The organism is Nocardia cerradoensis NBRC 101014, from assembly GCF_000308535.1.
GTDB classification, from domain to species: Bacteria; Actinomycetota; Actinomycetes; order Mycobacteriales; family Mycobacteriaceae; genus Nocardia; species Nocardia cerradoensis.
This window is the reverse complement of the sequence record NZ_BAFW01000204.1, coordinates 23371-39977: the sequence shown is the minus strand read 5'-3', so window position 1 is coordinate 39977 and position 16607 is coordinate 23371. Positions and strand designations below refer to the sequence as shown.

Annotated in this window: 16 protein-coding genes; 9 read left to right on the top strand and 7 right to left on the bottom strand. The window is 69.0% G+C overall.

Features of this window, described 5'->3' with window-relative positions; genetic code table 11:
• The 3 genes from ON23_RS21985 to ON23_RS21975 form a co-directional block, all read right to left on the bottom strand.
• Positions 1-934 (bottom strand): lytic transglycosylase domain-containing protein (locus ON23_RS21985; RefSeq protein WP_051043075.1); only part of this gene is annotated, 934 nt, incomplete at its 3' end.
• Positions 935-1046: 112 nt separating this feature from the next.
• Entirely contained in the window at positions 1047-1655 is a 609-nt protein-coding gene (locus ON23_RS21980; protein WP_039780464.1) for a DUF1003 domain-containing protein, read from the bottom strand.
• Complete coding sequence (locus ON23_RS21975; protein ID WP_083904160.1) at positions 1652-3049, bottom strand: magnesium transporter MgtE N-terminal domain-containing protein; 1398 nt, start codon at positions 3047-3049, stop codon at positions 1652-1654. The genes ON23_RS21980 and ON23_RS21975 overlap by 4 nt, the downstream gene beginning before the upstream one ends.
• 50 nt (positions 3050-3099) lie before the next feature.
• On the opposite strand from ON23_RS21975, the gene ON23_RS21970 reads away from it, so the two are divergent.
• From ON23_RS21970 to ON23_RS21955, 4 genes are all read left to right on the top strand, one after another.
• Complete coding sequence (locus tag ON23_RS21970) at positions 3100-4047, top strand: HpcH/HpaI aldolase/citrate lyase family protein (RefSeq protein ID WP_039780476.1); 948 nt, start codon at positions 3100-3102, stop codon at positions 4045-4047.
• Between the two features lie 119 nt (positions 4048-4166).
• Positions 4167-5261, top strand: a complete 1095-nt coding sequence (locus ON23_RS21965) for a fused (3R)-hydroxyacyl-ACP dehydratase subunits HadA/HadB (protein WP_083904159.1) — start codon at positions 4167-4169, stop codon at positions 5259-5261.
• Between the two features lie 170 nt (positions 5262-5431).
• On the top strand, positions 5432-5923 hold the full coding sequence (locus tag ON23_RS21960; RefSeq protein ID WP_039780463.1) for a YflT domain-containing protein: 492 nt from the start codon (positions 5432-5434) through the stop codon (positions 5921-5923).
• A 22-nt stretch (positions 5924-5945) separates the two neighbouring features.
• Positions 5946-6545 carry a suppressor of fused domain protein gene (locus tag ON23_RS21955; RefSeq protein ID WP_083904158.1) on the top strand — a complete coding sequence of 200 codons (600 nt, stop codon included), beginning with the start codon at positions 5946-5948 and terminating at the stop codon, positions 6543-6545.
• Between the two features lie 3 nt (positions 6546-6548).
• Here the strand turns inward: ON23_RS21955 and ON23_RS21950 are convergent, their stop codons facing one another.
• Positions 6549-7631 carry a magnesium and cobalt transport protein CorA gene (locus ON23_RS21950; protein ID WP_039780462.1) on the bottom strand — a complete coding sequence of 361 codons (1083 nt, stop codon included), beginning with the start codon at positions 7629-7631 and terminating at the stop codon, positions 6549-6551.
• A gap of 32 nt (positions 7632-7663) precedes the next feature.
• Between ON23_RS21950 and ON23_RS21945 the strand changes: the two genes are divergently transcribed.
• From ON23_RS21945 to ON23_RS21930, 4 genes are all read left to right on the top strand, one after another.
• A complete protein-coding gene (locus ON23_RS21945; protein ID WP_039780473.1) occupies positions 7664-8518 on the top strand; it encodes a PHP domain-containing protein in 855 nt (284 codons plus the stop codon).
• A 26-nt stretch (positions 8519-8544) separates the two neighbouring features.
• Positions 8545-8781 carry a hypothetical protein gene (locus ON23_RS21940; RefSeq protein ID WP_245556060.1) on the top strand — a complete coding sequence of 79 codons (237 nt, stop codon included), beginning with the start codon at positions 8545-8547 and terminating at the stop codon, positions 8779-8781.
• A 51-nt stretch (positions 8782-8832) separates the two neighbouring features.
• Positions 8833-10431 (top strand): FAD-dependent oxidoreductase, encoded by a 1599-nt coding sequence (locus tag ON23_RS21935; RefSeq protein WP_373282214.1) that lies wholly within the window; start codon positions 8833-8835, stop codon positions 10429-10431.
• Positions 10432-10959: 528 nt separating this feature from the next.
• Entirely contained in the window at positions 10960-12180 is a 1221-nt protein-coding gene (locus ON23_RS21930; protein WP_373281716.1) for an NAD(P)-dependent malic enzyme, read from the top strand.
• Positions 12181-12259: 79 nt separating this feature from the next.
• On the opposite strand, the gene ON23_RS21925 is transcribed toward ON23_RS21930, so the two are convergent.
• The 3 genes from ON23_RS21925 to ON23_RS21915 form a co-directional block, all read right to left on the bottom strand.
• On the bottom strand, positions 12260-12589 hold the full coding sequence (locus ON23_RS21925; protein WP_039780460.1) for a heme-binding protein: 330 nt from the start codon (positions 12587-12589) through the stop codon (positions 12260-12262).
• Between the two features lie 96 nt (positions 12590-12685).
• Positions 12686-14332: a sensor histidine kinase gene (locus ON23_RS21920; protein ID WP_083904155.1), complete on the bottom strand. Its 1647-nt coding sequence runs from the start codon at positions 14330-14332 to the stop codon at positions 12686-12688.
• The gene (locus ON23_RS21915; protein ID WP_039780459.1) at positions 14329-15003 is read right to left on the bottom strand and encodes a response regulator transcription factor; all 675 of its coding nucleotides are present in this window, start codon (positions 15001-15003) and stop codon (positions 14329-14331) included. Before ON23_RS21915 ends, ON23_RS21920 begins: the two co-directional genes overlap by 4 nt.
• A gap of 477 nt (positions 15004-15480) precedes the next feature.
• Between ON23_RS21915 and ON23_RS21905 the strand changes: the two genes are divergently transcribed.
• The gene (locus ON23_RS21905) at positions 15481-16521 is read left to right on the top strand and encodes a glycine betaine ABC transporter substrate-binding protein (protein WP_039780457.1); all 1041 of its coding nucleotides are present in this window, start codon (positions 15481-15483) and stop codon (positions 16519-16521) included.
• Positions 16522-16607 lie beyond the last annotated feature (86 nt).

The window sequence follows — 16607 nt, the reverse complement described above, 5'->3', positions numbered from 1 at the left end:
GCTGGGTGGTGGTGGCCTGCGACGGCGGCTCGGTGGTGGTCGGAATGCTGCCGTTCGCGGCGAGGATGTCCGGGCCCGCGGGCGGGGCCTGCATCGTGCCCGGTGGAATCAGATCGGGCGAGATCTGCACCTGGGTCGGCGCGCCGCCGGTCTTGTAGGCGTTGGCCCAGCTCAGCACGTTCGCCGCATAGGCCGTCGAATTGTTGTAGCGCAGGACCGCGCGCAGTTCCTGCTGCGGGTCACGCAGATTCAGCCCACCCGAGCACAGGTACTTGCCGGCGGCCAGCGACGCGTCGAAGACGTTGTTCGGATCCGCGACACCGTCGCCGTTGCCGTCGGACGCGTACAGCGACCAGGTGCCGGGCAGGAATTGCATCGGGCCGACCGCCCGCACGAAATTGCCGTCGGCGGCCTTGATGACCTCGTTACCCGGCAGTGTGCCGTCCAGCGAGGGTCCGTAGATCGTGCCGATGGTCGTGCCGGCGGCGTCGGTGCGGCCGTGCCCGGCGTGATTGGACTCGATGCGCCCGATCCCGGCGAGCAGGCTCCAGCTCAGACCGCAGTTCGGCTCCGAGGATTGCAGTGTCAGTTCGGCATTGCGATAGGCGGCGAGCACGATCTCCGGAATACCGAAGGCTCCGCTACCGCCCGGCAACGCGATGTCCTGCAGCGGGACGGTACCGCTGAACAACGGCGCCCCATCCGCGGGCGCCGTCATAGCTCTGAGTTTGCGAGGAGGTTCGGGGGCAGCGGGTACCAGCCCCACCGCCTCGGCGTCGGAGTTGCCGGCGTCGGTGGGGGAGCTCGCAGCCGCCAGGCGCGCCTCGGTCGTCTTCGGCGCACTGGTTCGCGCGGTCGTGTGCGCCGCCGAACCCGTAGCCATCAAACCCGCAACCACCAGCGCCGATACGGTAATCGGTCCAGATATTCGCATCGGCACAACCAATCCCCTCGTAGTCGTTGAGCGACCTGATACGCGCGGGGCCGCCACGGACAACGTGATCCAGGTTACCTGCCAGTCAGCACGTTGTTATCGATAATTGCGGTCAGCCGCCATCTATTTGAGGCGAAATCGGTACTCGACCCCTCTTCCTATCGGTACTTTTCTTGGACTTCGCGGTCTCGACAGCATCTTCGTCGTCCAGCGGCGCGTGTAGTTGGAGCCGCGCCAGCGCGTCTTTGATGTCTTCGAGTTCGCGGCGCAGATAGTCGCGAGTGGCCACCTCGCCCACCGCGATTCGCAGCGCCGCCAGCTCCCGGGCCAGGAATTCGGTGTCGGCCTTGGTCTGTGCCGCGCGGCGGCGATCCTCCTCGAGCGATACCTTGTCGCGGTTGTCCTGCCGGTTCTGGGCCAGCAGGATCAGCGGTGCGGCGTAGGCGGCCTGGGTGGAGAAGGCCAGGTTCAGCAGGATGAACGGATACGGATCCCACTGCAGGCTGACCGCGAAGACGTTGAGGCCGATCCAGACCACGACCACGACCGTCTGCAACAGCAGATAACGACCGGTCCCGAGGAATCGGGCCACCGTTTCGCTGCCCCGCGCCACGGCCTCGGCGTCGATCTCGAAGCGGAACCGCGATTCGACCGGAGTCTCCAAGCGCTGCCGGGCGATCGGCTTGTCCGAACGGGCCGGGCGTTCGCTGCGCTCACTCATGCTTTCGCCCTTCCGGCCGCCGCGTTACCCGTCTCCGCTTTGCCGGTGGCCGCTGTGCCCGTGGCCGCGCGGCCCGTCGCCGCCGCGCGCGCCGCGGCCGCGATCGAATGAATCGTGCTCGCCGGTTCGGAGGCGTCCTCGTCCTGTTCGCGCCAGTCCTCGGGCAGCAGGTGGTCGAGCACGTCGTCGACGCTCACCGCGCCGAGCAGGTGATTCTCCTCGTCCACCACCGGCCCGCAGACCAGGTTGTAGGTCGCGAAATAGCGGGTGACCGCGGTCAGCGCGGCATCGGGATGCAACTGGGTGAGGTCGCTGTCGACCAGTCCGCCCACCAGTGTCGCCGGCGGTTCGCGCAGCAGCGCCTGGGTGTGCACACAGCCCAGATAGCGGCCGGTCGGCGTCGCGGTCGGCGGGCGGACCACGAACACCATCGACGCCAGCGCCGGGGTCAGATCGGGGTCGCGGATGCGGGCCAGCGCCTCGGCGACGGTCGCGGCGGGGGTGAGCACCACGGGGCGGGGCGTCATCATGCCGCCCGCGGTGTAGGGCGAATACTCGAGCAGGCGCCGCACCGGCTCGGATTCCTCGGGATCCATCAGCGCCAGCAGCGCCTCGGCCTCACCCGTCGGTAGTTCGCCGAGCAGGTCGGCGGCGTCGTCGGGATCCATCGCCTCGAGCAGATCGGCCGCGCGTTCGACGCCCAGATTCTGCAGCACGTCGACCTGGTCGTTCTCCGGAAGTTCCTGCACCACGTCGGCGAGACGTTCGTCGTCGAGGGCCCGGGCCAGTTCGATCCGGCGCTTCTCGGGCAGTTCGCGCAGCAGATGCGCCACATCGGCCGGGCGCAGGCCCTCGAACTGGCCGAGCAACTGGGTGACGTCCTGACCGGGCAGATTCAATTCGTGCTGGGTCAGCCCGCGCACATCCGACCACTCGACCACGTGCACCTCGCGGCGCCGGCCCAGCCGCCGATGTCCGCGCACCGCCACCCGCGAGAGCACCCAGTCGCGGGTGCGGCTCTGTTCGATGCCCAGGTCGACGACGAAGACGTCCACCCCTTCGAGGTCCGGGAGTTCGGGATCGACCACGCGCACCTTGGAGTCGAGTACCTGCGCCAACGCCAGCATTTCGCCGGGCCGCTGTTCGAAGCGGCGCAGGCTCACGGTGCCGGTGTTGAGATTGACCGAGTTCGGCTCGATCGCGTTGACCCGGAGCATCGGGACGAAAATACGTTTGCGGGTAGGTAATTCGACCAGTAGTCCCAGCACCCGGGGTTGCTGGCGGTCGTAGCGGATGGAGATCACCACGTCCCGCAGACGGCCGATAGACTCGCCGTCCGGACCCAGTACCACCAGGCCCGCCAGCCTGGCGGCGAAAACTTTCGTTGCTGCCATAAGTGCAAGGCTATGTGGTGCAGCCCCGCGAGACGATTCAGGAGCCGCCCATGTCAACGCGTCGTTCGGTGCTCGCCGTACCCGGCAGTAATCTTCGGATGATCGACAAGGCCAAGGGTTTGCCCGCCGACGAGATCTTTCTCGACCTTGAGGATGCGGTCGCCCCGCCCGCCAAGGCCGCCGCGCGCGCCAATATCGTCGCCGCGCTGAACTCGCCCGGCTGGGGCAAGCAGATCAGGGTCGTGCGGGTCAACGACTGGACGACGGAATGGACCTACGCCGACGTCATCTCGGTGGTCGAGGGCGCCGGCCGCGACCTGGACGCGATTCTGCTGCCGAAGGTCCTCGACGGCGCCCAGGTGCGCGCGCTCGATCTGCTGCTGACGCAGCTGGAGAAGGCCAACGGCCTCGAGGTCGGCCGCATCGGCATCGAACCGCAGATCGAGAACGCGCAGGGGCTGCGCAACATCGATGAGATCGCCACCGCCAGTCCGCGCGTGCAGACCCTGGTCTTCGGCCCCGCCGATTTCATGGCCAGTATCAATATGCGCACCCTGGTGGTCGGTGAACAGCCCGAGGGCTATGAACCCGGCGACGCCTACCACCACATTCTGATGACCATCCTGCTCGCCGCCCGGGCGCACGGCCTGCAGGCCATCGACGGGCCCTATCTGCAAATCCGCGACCTCGACGGCTTCCGCCGCGCCGCATCGCGCACCGCGGCGCTCGGATTCGACGGCAAATGGGTGCTGCACCCCACCCAGGTCGAGGCGTGCAACGAGATCTTCAGCCCTCGCCAGGCCGACTACGACCGCGCCGAGGAGATCCTGGACGCCTACGCCTACCACACCTCGACCGCCGGCGGCGCCCGCGGCGCGGTGATGCTCGGCGACGAGATGATCGACGAGGCCAGCGCGAAGATGGCCCAGGTCGTCGCGGAGAAGGGGCGGGCCGCCGCCATGACGCGCACCACGAGTTTCGTACCGCCGCAGGCGTAACGACAACTCACAATCGGCCGCCCCGTTACTCGTGAAACCTCTTGAACGACGGGCGAATCCGGCGAGCGGTGACTCCGGCGTGCTTAGGCTCTGCGCAGCCGAGCGTTGAGGAGTGTGGCGTGTCCGAGGTAACCGTAGACCAGGCAACCGCGGACCAGGCGGCCGCGGGCGAGGCGACCGCGGATGCGGCGGCATACACGCGGTCGCTGGTGGGATATACCTACCGTGCCGAGGACTACTACGAGGTCGGGCGGGAGAAGATCCGGGAGTACGCCCGCGCCGTGCAGGATTACGGCTCGGTGCACTGGCGGGAGGCCGACGCGGCGCAGTGCGGCTACGGCGCGGTGGTCGCGCCGCCCACCTTCCTGTCGATTCCCGCGATGCTGGCCAATCGCCGGCTGTTCGAACGCGTCATCACCGGCTACGACGTATACGTGCAGACCGATCAGGTCTTCGAGTTCCATCGGCCGGTGGTCTCCGGTGACCGCCTGGTGAGCGATGTCGAGGTCACCGCGGTGCGCACCATCGCCGGGAAGGATCTGATCACCGTCACCAACACCTTCACCGATCAGTTCGACGAGGTCGTCCATATGATGCACACGACCGCGGTCGGTGTCACCGGAGAGGACATCGACTCGGGTATCGCGGGCGCGATCGAACGGGTGATCATGCACGGCGTCGGTGCGCCGTCGGCGGCGCAGGGTCTGTCCGAGGCGGAGTTGCTCGACGCCGCCGTCGCCCCACGCCGCGACCACCGCTTCTCGGAGGTGTCGCGAACCCGTCTGCCGCACACCGTTGTCCGGTTCGACCAGGTCTCCGTCGGCGACGAGCTCCCGCCGCGCACCGCGCGGATCACCCGCGGTGATCTGGTGAACTACGCCGGCGTCTCGGGTGACGCCAACCCCATCCACTGGCACGACGGCGTCGCCACGCTCGCGGGCCTTCCCGATGTCATCGCCCACGGCATGCTCACCATGGGGCTCGGCGCGGGCTTCGTCACCGGATGGCTCGGCGACCCAGGAGCGCTGATCAGATACGCGGTGCGGCTGTCGAACTACACGATCGTGGATGCCCGATCCGCCGGCGTCGTCGAATTCACCGGGCGGATCAAATCCGTGGATCACCGGACGCGCACCGCCGTCGTGGTGGTCGTCGCGAAGTCGGCGGGCCGCAAGATATTCGGACTGGCCACCGCCGAGGTCCGCTTGGCGTGATGCGCGTCCGACCGGCTCGTCCGGGGCGGTGAGCGCTGTCCACCGGGTGTGATCCCCGGCCGTGCGATGTCCGATGTGCCACCCTCCGGCGGTAAAATCGGACACGCGGGGCGGCCGCCGGGTCGCCGCATCCAGCCGCAGCGGCGATATCGACCTAGGATCGTGGAGTTATGACCAATCCGTTGGGTAGTCCGAATCGCAATCGGCCCGGCTTGCCGACGCCGCCGTCGGGATGGCCGGTCGCCTCCTATCCGACCTACGCCGAGGCGCAGCGGGCGGTCGACTATCTGGCCGACAACCAGTTCCCGGTGGAGAACATGACCATCGTGGGTGTCGATCTGATGCAGGTCGAACGAGTGCTGGGCCGGCTCACCTGGGGCAAAGTCATTGGCGGCGGCATGGTTTCGGGCGCCTGGCTGGGCCTGTTCCTGGGCTTGCTGCTGAGCCTGTTCACCACGGGCGGCGTGATCGGGCCGCTGGTGGTCGGCCTGGTCGGCGGCGTCATCTTCGGGCTCATCTCGGCGGTGATCCCGTACGCCGCCACCCGCGGCACCCGCGACTTCGCCTCGACCATGCAGTTGGTCGCCGGCCGCTACGACGTGCTGTGCGATCCGAAGGTCGCCGAACAGGCGCGGGATATGCTGGCGCGCCTGGCGCTGTAGGGCTCTGGCACGCTCTAGGGCTATGGAACTCGATCAGGTGCGGTCCGCGGTACTGACGCATTTCGGTATTCCCCGGACGGGGCCGGGATTCGACGACACGCGCTTCGACTCCGCGTCGGTGACCTTCCTCGGCCTGGAACCGATCGACATCCTGCGCATCCCCGACGGCGAGTTCGTGCACTACGTCACCCTCGGTGGCTCCCGGCATCCGATGACCGATTCCGCGGCGGCCCTGGCCGACCCCGTGCGCGGCCCGCGCGCCGAATTGGTGCTGACGCTGCGCGGAGGCGCCGGTGCCCAGGCGGGGCTGCCGCGCGGGCTCGGCGTGCTGATCGCCGCTCCGTCGGTGGAAGGCATTGTGCTGCAACAGGATGCGCTGCTCGATCTGGGAGAGCCGTTGTGGCACAACGCTCCTTTCACCGCGGTGCTGCTCGGCGAGGCGGATATCGCCGAGGTCCCTCTGCCGGAGCCCGCCGATCCGGTGCGATTCCTGTCGGTCGCGCCGATCACCGCCACCGAGGCGGCGTGGGTGCGAGTGCGCGGAGCCGCGGCGCTGCGGGAGGCATGGACCGAAGCGGGGATCGACATCCGTGATCCGCACCGGGCCGCCGCGAATCTGTAGTCCTCACAACCATTTGTTGCGCCGCAGCGCGACGAACAGCGCGCCGCAGATCACCAGGATCACGACCCAGACCATCCCGTAGCCGTAGGTCCACGACAGCTCCGGCATATGCGTGAAATTCATGCCGTAGATGCCGGCGATCATGGTCGGCACCGCGGCCATCGCGGCCCAGGCCGAGATCTTGCGCATATCAGTGTTCTGCTGGACGCTGACCTTCGCCAGCGCCGCGTTGATCAGCGCGCTGAGCGCCTCGTCGAAATCGCTGATTCGTTCAGCGACCGCGGTGTGGTGGTCGGCGACGTCACGCAGATAGCGGCGAATCTCCTTCGGCATCGGCAGTTCCGAACTGCGGCTGAGCACCTGCAGCGGCAGCGCCAGCGGGTTGACCGCCCGGCGCAACTCCACCACCTCGCGCTTGAGCTGATAGATGGCCTCGATGGTGAGCCGGCTGCGCGGGGTGAAGACCTCTTCCTCCATCCCCTCCACATCGTCTTCGACCGACTGGGTCACCAGCAGATACGAATCCACCACGTGGTCGGCGACGGCGTGCAGGACCGCCCCGGGCCCCAGCGCGAGGCGTTCGGGATGCTTCTCCATCTCCTCGCGAACCACCTTCAGCGCGGTGTGCTCGCCGTGACGGACGGTGACCACGAAATTCGCGCCCACGAAGATCATGATCTCGCCGGTCTGCACGATCTCGCTGACCGAATTGGGGTCGTGTTCGAGATACTTCACGGTGCGCAGCACCAGGAACAGGGTGTCGTCGTAGCGTTCCAGTTTGGGGCGCTGATGCGCGTGCACGGCATCTTCGACCGCGAGCTCGTGCAGGCCGAAAATCTCGGCCACCTCGGCCATCTGGTCCGCGTCGGGAGCGTGCATACCCACCCAGACGAAGCCGTCGCCGCGCTCACGGACCTGCGCCAGCGCGTCCGCGGGGGTCACATGCCCGGACTGCCGATGGCCGTCGATATAGACGCCGCAGTCGACGATCGCGCGGGCGGTGGGCACCGGGATCCGGGGCAGCTGCGGCCCGCGCCGCGACCTCCCGGAGCCACGGAACGAGGGAAACGGCGGTATCGAGGGCACGTCCGGGATGCTAGTTGGGCAAGATGGAACGCGTGCGCATCGACCTCCACACCCATTCGACCGCATCCGACGGCACCGACACTCCCGGCGATCTGATGCGCGCGGCCGCGGCAGCGGGGCTGGACGTGGTGGCGATCACCGATCACGACACCACCTCCGGCTGGGACGAGGCGATCGCCGCGCTGCCGGCTGGGCTGCGGTTGGTGCGCGGGATGGAGATGTCCTGCGTCGGAATGGGGGAGGACGGCTGGCCGGTGCCGGTGCATCTGCTGGCCTACCTGTTCGACCCGGCCGATGCCGCCTTCGCCGCCGAACGTGAGCGGTTGCGCACCGAACGGGTGTCGCGGGTGCGCGCGATGGCCGATCTCATGGTGGCCGACGGCCTGCCGATCGACCCGGACGCGGTCCTCGTGGCCGCGGGCCCGGCGGCGGGCCGGCCCCATCTGGCGCGAGCGCTCGTCGAGGCCGGTGTGGTCCCGACGGTCGGCGCGGCCTTCGAGGATCTGCTCGCGCCCCGCGGCCGCTACTACGTCGAGAAGGCCGACACCCCGTTGCGGCAGGCGGTGGAGATGGTGGCGGCGGCCGGTGGCGTGACCGTGGTCGCGCACGCGCGTGCCCGCACCCGCGGGCGGCTGCTGGCGATCGACGACATCCGCGATCTGGCCGGGCACGGGCTGGGTGGACTCGAGATCGATCACCCCGATCACAATCCGGCCGACCGGGCGGTGCTGCGCGAGCTGGCACGCGAACTGGACCTCATCGGCACCGGATCCTCGGACTATCACGGCGCCGACAAACCGGTGGGTCTGGGTGAATGCACCACGGACGCAGAGCAATTCGAGCGTCTGGCCGAGAAGGCGAGCGGGGTCGCGGTGATCGCCTCGTGAGAGTCGTGCGGGCGCTCAGCGGAACCGTGGCCGCCGGACTGGTGGTGCTCGCCGCGGTCGTCCTCGTCGCGGCGGTCCTCGGGGTGCGGCGCGGATTTCCGGGGCCGGGTGCGAGCAGTGTCGCCTGGCATATCGGAATGGCGGTACTGGCGCTCGGCGCGCAAATTTTTTCCGACCGACGTCGGGGAATTCCGGCGTTTTTCGGATCGCTGGTCGTCTTTGTGGCGGCGGGTTACCTATTGGTTACGCAATGGTGGAATTAGACTCCGCGTAACAGTTGCGGCCGGATGAATTGTGGCCGAATATTTTCCTTTGTGAGCGTGCGTAGCTGGTCCACTATTCGCGCGGAATCCGAGATCGCGGCGGAGGCGTCCGCCGATGTGCTCGTGGTGGGCGGCGGACCGGCGGGCGCCTGGGCGGCGTTGACGGCGGCGACGGCCGGAGCGCGGGTGATCCTGGTCGACAAGGGCCGTTGCGGGGAAAGTGGCCCGACGTCGAAAGGCGTTGTCGCACTGTGGGATATCCCTCCGGGGCCGGATCGGGAGCGGGCACTGGCGCGCAGTCTGTCGCACGGCGGCGACCTCGGCGACCCCGAGTGGATGGACCGGGTGCTCGGCGAAACGCATCACCGCATCGCCCATCTGTTGCGCTGGGGATACCGGCAGGCCGGAGACGGGCTCGCGACGCGCGTCCATCTCGAGGGCCGGCGGTATCTGGCGGCGCTGCGACGCACCCTGTTCCGGTTGGGTGTGCAGGTCGTCGACCATCATCCGGCGCTGTATCTGCTGGTCGACGGCGACGGCGACGGTGTGGTGTGCGGGGCCGGTGGGCTGGCCGGCGACGACCACTACCGCGGCTGGACGATCCGCGCGGGCGCGGTGGTGCTCGCGACGGGTGGCTGCGCATTCCTGGCCGGCGGCGCCGGAACCGATGTCGACACCGGTGAGGGACTGCTGATGGCGGTGGAGGCGGGCACCGAACTGTCGGGGATGGAGTTCTCCGGCGCCTACGGACTCGCCACGATGAGCGATCTGCGTGAGCCCCGGTTCGCGAACCTGTACGACGAATCGGGGGCTCGCATCGACGGTGACGACTTCACCGCCCGGTCCGCGGCGCTCGCCGCGCTGGCGCAGGGACAGCCGGTCTACGCCGACATTCCGCCGGGGCCCGCGGTCCGGTACGGCCCGGCGTCGGCGGCGCCCGCGGGAAGTACCGCGGTGTCCGCGACCGCCGGTGCCGCCGCGTCGTCGGTCGATCCCCGGTCCGGCCGGGTGCGGTTGCGTCCGGTCCTGCAAGGTACCGTGCGTGGTTCGGGCGGCGTAAGGCTGACCGGATTCGATTGCGCCACAACGGTTCCCGGACTGTACGCCGCAGGCGACGTGGCCTCGCGGGAACCGATCACCGGCGCCGTCGGCGGCTTCGACGGGCACGGTGGCGGGTGGGCGATCTCGTCCGGGATGTGGGCCGGATCGGGCGCGGCGCGGTTCGCTCGCCGCCGCGGCCGGATCGGGGACGCCCGGCCGGTTCCGGGGGCGGGGCTGAATCATCACCTCGGGGCCGATGCGCGCGCCGATATCGATCCCCGTGCGGTGATCGGGCTGGTGCAGGAACATACGCTGCCGCTGCGGCGCAGCTACTGGCGCAGTGCGGGCAGTCTGCGCGACAGCATCGCCGAACTCGACGCGATGTGGCCGGTCACCGAATACGGGCTCGGCGGCACCGGCGCCGATCAGGTCCGGGCCCGGCAGGCCGCGGCATTGCTGGCGGTGGCCCGCTGGACGAAATACAGCGCCCTGGCCCGCACCGAAACCCGGGGCCTGCATCGGCGCACCGATCATCCCGGCCCGGCCCGCGACTGGCGCCGCCGCCTGCTCACAGGCGGTGTGAACGAGATCTGGGTGCGCCCGGCATGACATGCCGGCTGGACGCCATGAGCTCACACCGGCGTTCCGGATCCCGGTGGACTGTTCACCGCTGCTTCCCAGCACGGGCGAGTTTCCCCTTACGCGCAGGTAATTCGGCGGCCCTACCCTCGGAAGATGGCAGTAGACACCCGGCCCCGGGCCGGCCCCGCATCCGAGCGGATCCCGCCCCGGTCGAGCAGCGATTTTGCAACTCCCTGTTCGTACTGGCAGAATGTTGCGGATTCCCGGCCGACGCCACCGCCCGGTCCGGGACGGTTGGTGACCTTCGGTTCGTGACGCACGGCTCCGATCCGCGGATCACCCCGCAGCCTTGCCCGGACCACCCGTCCGGTTCTCGCTCGACGGATCGTGCGCGGCCAGATCGCAGAGAAGCAATGCGTGTAATCACCGAACGGTTTTGCGCGACCGCGTGAACGCCCGGTCGGCGCACATCGTTCGAATTTCGAAGACCTTTCAATACGAAAACCCGGCGGTAACCGTGAGCCGGTTCAGCCCGGACCGAGCAGGAGTGAAATCGTGTCATCTGTGACTGACGCACCGAATGCCACTACAGCGAGCCGTGAAACCGATACGACCGATCTGTCCGCTATCACGCACGAGGAAATTTTCGCCGGCCATCTCGGTGGCAAGCTTTCGGTGGAATTGTCCTCACCCCTGGAGACTCAGCGGGATCTGTCCATCGCGTACACGCCGGGCGTCGCGCAGGTGAGTCGCGCCATCCACAAGGACGAGGCGCTGGCCAAGCGCTACACGTGGACCGACCGCCTGGTGGTCGTGGTGAGCGACGGCACCGCGGTGCTCGGCCTGGGTGATATCGGCCCGCGGGCGTCGCTGCCGGTCATGGAGGGCAAGGCCGCGCTGTTCAAGAAGTTCGCCGGGCTGGACTCGATTCCGATCGTGCTCGACACCAAGGATGTCGACGAGATCGTGGAGACCCTGGTGCGCCTGCGGCCGAGCTTCGGTGCGGTGAACCTGGAGGACATCTCTGCCCCGCGCTGCTTCGAGATCGAGAAGCGCGTCGTCGAGGCGCTGGACTGCCCGGTCATGCACGACGACCAGCACGGCACCGCGATCGTGGTGCTGGCCGCGCTCAACGGTGCGGCCAAGGTGCAGGGCCGCGATATCGCCGACCTGAAGGTGGTCGTCTCCGGCGCCGGCGCCGCGGGTGTGGCCTGCTCGAACATCCTGCTGGCCGCGGGAGTGTCGGATGTGGTGGTGCTCGACTCGAAGGGCATCGTCAGCCGGGACCGCGCGGACCTCAACGAGGTGAAGGCCGATCTGGCCGCGCGCACCAACCCGCGCGGCATCACCGGCGGCGCGGCCGAGGCGCTGGCCGGTGCGGATGTGTTCCTGGGCCTGTCGGCCGGGACCATCGCCGAGGAATTGATCGCCTCGATGGCGCCGGAGTCGATCGTGTTCGCGATGTCGAACCCGGACCCGGAGATCCACCCGGAGGTCGCGCACCGCTACGCCGCCATCGTGGCGACCGGTCGCAGCGACTTCCCGAACCAGATCAACAACGTGCTCGCCTTCCCGGGCGTGTTCAAGGGTGCGCTGGATGCCGGTGCGCGCCGGATCACGGAGGGGATGAAGGTCGCGGCCGCCAACGCCATCTTCGGTGTCGTGGCCGACGAGCTCTCGGTCGACAAGATCATCCCCAGCCCGCTCGATCCTCGGGTCGCGCCGGCGGTCGCCGAGGCCGTGGCCGCCGCCGCGCGCGCGGAAGGTGTTGCGTAACACCAGCTTCGAACACGGCGAGGGCGCCCCGGGAACTCCCGGGGCGCCCTCGCCGTATTCGGAAACCGATGCGCGGCCGCTACTTCTTGTGGCAGGACTTGTGGTAGTCGATCACCGGCTGCCGCACCCCGCGGAAATCCTTCAGCTCCTGCTGGTGGCCCTGGCGATAGGCCTGCAACTCGGCCTTGCGCTGCTCCTTCGGCAGCCCCTTGACCTTGGCCAGTTCGGCGGCCAGATCCGGGTGGCTCGCGAGGAATGCGGCGACCTGCGGAGCGGTCTGAGCCTGAACCTGGGCGCGTGCCTGCGGGCTGCACTGCGGGGCGTCGGCCGAGGCGACGCCGGGCACGGCGACGGCCAGGGCGGCGATTCCGGCGGTGCCGGCCAGCAGGGCGGCGACAGTGCGCTTCATACCGGTAACTCCATTCGTGACGGGATGATGTCGGATCCGAATCTGCGCGCCGAATCTGAAAGGACCCTGAAAACGCCGAGTGGGCATACCCGATCTTCAGCCGATCCTCAGGCCGGGGGAGGGGCCTTCCGGCGACCCGCGACCGGCGTCCCGGGCGGGCAGCGTCAGCAGGAACACCGCCCCCGATGTCCCCGGTGGCGGCTCGACGCAGCGCAGGTCGCCGCCGTGGGCACGGGCGATCCCGCGGGCGATGGCCAAGCCCATACCCGCGCCGTCGCGGCGGCGGTCCCGGCTCGTGTCCAACCGGACCAGGCGCCCGAAGATGTGTTCGCGCTGGGCGGCCGGTACACCGGGACCGGTGTCGGTGACGCGGATCTCGGTCCGGACTTCGCCGGTACCTGTGCCCGGCGCCGCGTTCGGGGTGGCCGCCTCCGATGGGGTGGTGTCCGGGTCGCGGGCGGGACCGGGCCGGTCGGCGGGTGTAGCCGGGGCCGGCATCGGCTCGGTGGGCAGCGAGCCGTCACTGTCGCCGACCGTTTTCACGGTGAGGGAGACCGCGCCGCCAGGCGGAGTGGCCTGACAGGCATTGGCGAGCAGGTTCACCAGGATCTGGCCCACGCGTTCGGGATCGGCGACGGTGAGCACGGTGTGGCCGGTGAGCCGGAAGTCGATGTCCGGGTGCAGGATTCGCATGCGTTCGACCTGGGCATGTGCGAGGTCGTACAGGTCGACCGTTTGCCGATACAGGGTGAGGCCGGCGTCGATGCGGGCCATGTCGAGCAGGTCTTCGACCAGACGCCCGGCACGCTGGGCTTCGCGGACCAGCAGCAGATACATGCGTTCGCGATCTTCGGGCCCGATGTCGGCGGGTTGGTGCAGGACCGCTTCGGCCATGGCTTTGATCCCCGCGATCGGGGTGCGCAGTTCGTGCGCGGCGTCGCCGACGAAGGCGCGCATCTGCTGTTCGGAGGCCCGGGCGCGGGCTTCGGCGCCTTCCAGGGCATCCAGCATTTCGTCGAAAGCGCTGGCGGTGCGGCCCAATTCGGTATCCGTGCGGGTGGGGGAGAGGCGGCGGCCGCGGCCGCCGCGCGCGATCTCGCGGGCCAGCCGGGTCATCGAATCCAGGGGCGCCAGCGCGTGGCGCAATCCCACCCACAGCGCGGCCGTGATGGCGACGATGGCGGTGGCGGTCACTCCGATCAGGACGAGGCCGAGGCGTGACCGCAGCGCGGTCAGCAGCGGGGTGTCGATCTGCAGCGTGAGCCGGGCGCGGTCCACCGTGCCGCCACCACCGAGGGTGACGGTTCTGGTCCGGGGGCCGCCGTCCCCGGCGTGCCGGGGCGAGAGGCTGCCGTAGACACCGCCGTCGGCGAGGACCAGCCGGGCTCGCACCGAGCGATTGTCCACGCGGGCGATCAACTCCGCGGGCGGGGTGTTCTGCTGCGCGAGTTGCCGGGCCAGCTGGACCCGGTCGGTGAGTACCGTATTCGCGCTGCGTGCCACCACGACTCCGAACAGACTGTGCACGGCCAGCGCCACCACGATCAGGGCGAGCCCGGAAATGACTGCGGCGGTGAGGGTTACCCGGCGCCGCAGCGAAATCGTCGGCAGCGCACGCGTTCCGGGTTCCACTGCCGCGGGCGCGGAGACGTGGTCCGGTAGGGATCCGAGCGTGTTCGACTCTCCGGCGTGGTCCGCAGTGCCGGGTGGTGTGGGCGCGGTGTGGGCCGGGTCGTCGCTCATCGCGGATTCGCCCGTAACGCGTAGCCCATGCCGCGCACCGTGTGCAGCAGGCGCGGGCCGTGTTCCTCCAGTTTGCGGCGTACCGCGCTGACGTAGACCTCGACCAGATTCGGGTCGTAGTCCTCGTAACCCCAGACCGCGGTGAGGATTTGGGTCTTGGTGACGACGCGATCGCGGTGGGCGGCGAGGTAGGCGAGAAGTTTGAATTCGGTGGCGGTGAGGCTGATCGGTTCGCTGCCGCGCAGCACCGCGCCGGAGTCGGTTTCCAGCACCAGATCGGCGATGGTGATGCGGCTGTGCATACGTCCCATCCGCCGCAGCAGCGCCTCGATCCGTGCCGTCAGTTCGGCCAGGTCGAACGGTTTGACCACGTAGTCGTCGGATCCGGAACGCAATCCGCGCACCCGGTCCTCCACACCGTCGCGCGCGGTCAGCATCACCACTCCGGCGCCGCTGCGGGCGCGCACCACCTCGAGCAGGCCGAAACCGTCGCGACCCGGCAGCATCACGTCGAGGACGACGACATCGGGACGAAACCGCTCCAGATCAAACTCCAGCCGATCGCCGTGCTCGCGCGCGAGGACCTCGTGCCCGGCGGCGTGCACGGCCGCCGCGACCGCCGTGCGGATGGCGTCGGCGTCTTCGATCAGGAGAACACGTCCCGGCTGCACTCGCACATTATTCGTCGCCGCGCCTGAGACCTCGCTGAATACTGCTCGAGAGTCCGGTGCGCGGTCCCCCCGTGAGAGCCGCTACTTGTCGGTGGGCGGACGTAGAATCATCAGTATCGAATTAGCGGAACAGGTTGGTGTACTTGGGAATTCGTCGATTCATCGAATGGATGGCGGGGCGTCGCGCCGGCGGCGACGGCATGTCGGAAATGCGGCAGCGGAGCCGGCGAGCGGCACGCGAAATCGCCGCACTGCGCCGCGCGAACGAACGTTCGCGACCGCGGGAGGGCAACCCGTACGGAGATGCGGGCACTCGGGGAATCCAAGGCTGAAACCGGCGGCCGCGGTCGGCCATGGTCGTCGCAGGGCGGGTGTGGATCGGACGCCCGGATGCGGCCCACCTACGATTCCTGTGCCGGGGCGCCCCTCGGCCGCCGGATGTGGTTGTCGCTGACTATCGGGAGTGGGTGTCGCCGGATGGGATTGGCCGGATCGGTGCGAGTGACGGCCCGGGTACTGGTCGCCGTCACCGCCGCCACGGTGGCGGTGGCATGTGCCACCGGTGACGGTGAGTCGACGATCATCGTCGGCGCCGGTGATTCGGCGCAGTCGGAGGTTCTCGCCGAAATCTATGCCCAGGCGCTCGCGCGCACCGGCACGCGGACGACGGTGAAGAAGCATCTCGGACAGCGCGCGGACTATCTGGCGGCCCTGGACTCGGGCACGATCACGCTGGTCGGCGACACCAGTGGTGATCTGCTGACCAGCTTCGACTCCTCGTCCTCGGCGACCGCGCCGGATCGGGCGACGGCCGCGAGCGTCGCGGAGCACCACGAGCCCGGCCCGCCGATCGACATGACCGCGGGAACGCCGACGACGTTGGAGGCGCGCTATATCGGCTCGGTCGCCGACGATCTGAGCCGGGCCGTTCCGGAGGGGCTGGCGGTGTCCGATTTCGCCGACGCCACCGATCTGCGGCCGCAACTCGCACTCGGCGCCGCCGCGGCCGCGCGCTATCCGGCGAATGCCGCCGACCTCGCACGGCATTGCAATGAATTGACCGTGGGCATCGCCGGCGGGCGCGAACTCGACCCGCTCCGGACGCCGCGGGACCCGCAGCGCGACGTCCTGACGCCGCTGCACACGGTCTACGGCTGCGATATCACCCACCACGTCGACTTTCCCGGTGACGGCGAACTGCGAAAGGCGTTGCACGACGGAGCCGTCGACGCGGGCGTGTTCACCTCGGCCGTCGCGCTGCTGCCGGGCGGCCCCGGTGACACGGCCGGCGGCACCGGCCCGGCCGTCGTCACCGATCCGGCGTACGCCTTCCGCGCCCAGAACGTCGTCCCGCTGCTGCGTCAGGGCGCCTTGGACCAGCGGCAGATCAAGAAACTCAACTACGTGGCCGGGGAACTCTCCACGGCCGACCTCGCGACCATGGTCCGCCGCGTCCGGGACGAACACGCCTCGGCGGCCGACCTCGCCCGCATCTGGCTCGACGAACACGCCCTCTGAGCGCCCCGCCCGTCCGTCGTTCCCGTCCATCGTCCATGATCAGGTTCGATACGGATTCGGGCGTACAGTGCGAATAGATCACCTGA

Bases quoted from the DNA above. Each gene is read 5' to 3' on its own strand.
- ON23_RS21925 (WP_039780460.1), bottom strand. From the start codon at position 12,589: ATGAAGCGCACTGTCGCCGCCCTGCTGGCCGGCACCGCCGGAATCGCC.
- ON23_RS21970 (WP_039780476.1), top strand. From the start codon at position 3,100: ATGTCAACGCGTCGTTCGGTGCTCGCCGTACCCGGCAGTAATCTTCGG.
- ON23_RS21955 (WP_083904158.1), top strand. From the start codon at position 5,946: ATGGAACTCGATCAGGTGCGGTCCGCGGTACTGACGCATTTCGGTATT.
- ON23_RS21960 (WP_039780463.1), top strand. From the start codon at position 5,432: ATGACCAATCCGTTGGGTAGTCCGAATCGCAATCGGCCCGGCTTGCCG.
- ON23_RS21920 (WP_083904155.1), bottom strand. From the start codon at position 14,332: ATGAGCGACGACCCGGCCCACACCGCGCCCACACCACCCGGCACTGCG.
- ON23_RS21905 (WP_039780457.1), top strand. From the start codon at position 15,481: ATGGGATTGGCCGGATCGGTGCGAGTGACGGCCCGGGTACTGGTCGCC.
- ON23_RS21975 (WP_083904160.1), bottom strand. From the start codon at position 3,049: ATGGCAGCAACGAAAGTTTTCGCCGCCAGGCTGGCGGGCCTGGTGGTA.
- ON23_RS21980 (WP_039780464.1), bottom strand. From the start codon at position 1,655: ATGAGTGAGCGCAGCGAACGCCCGGCCCGTTCGGACAAGCCGATCGCC.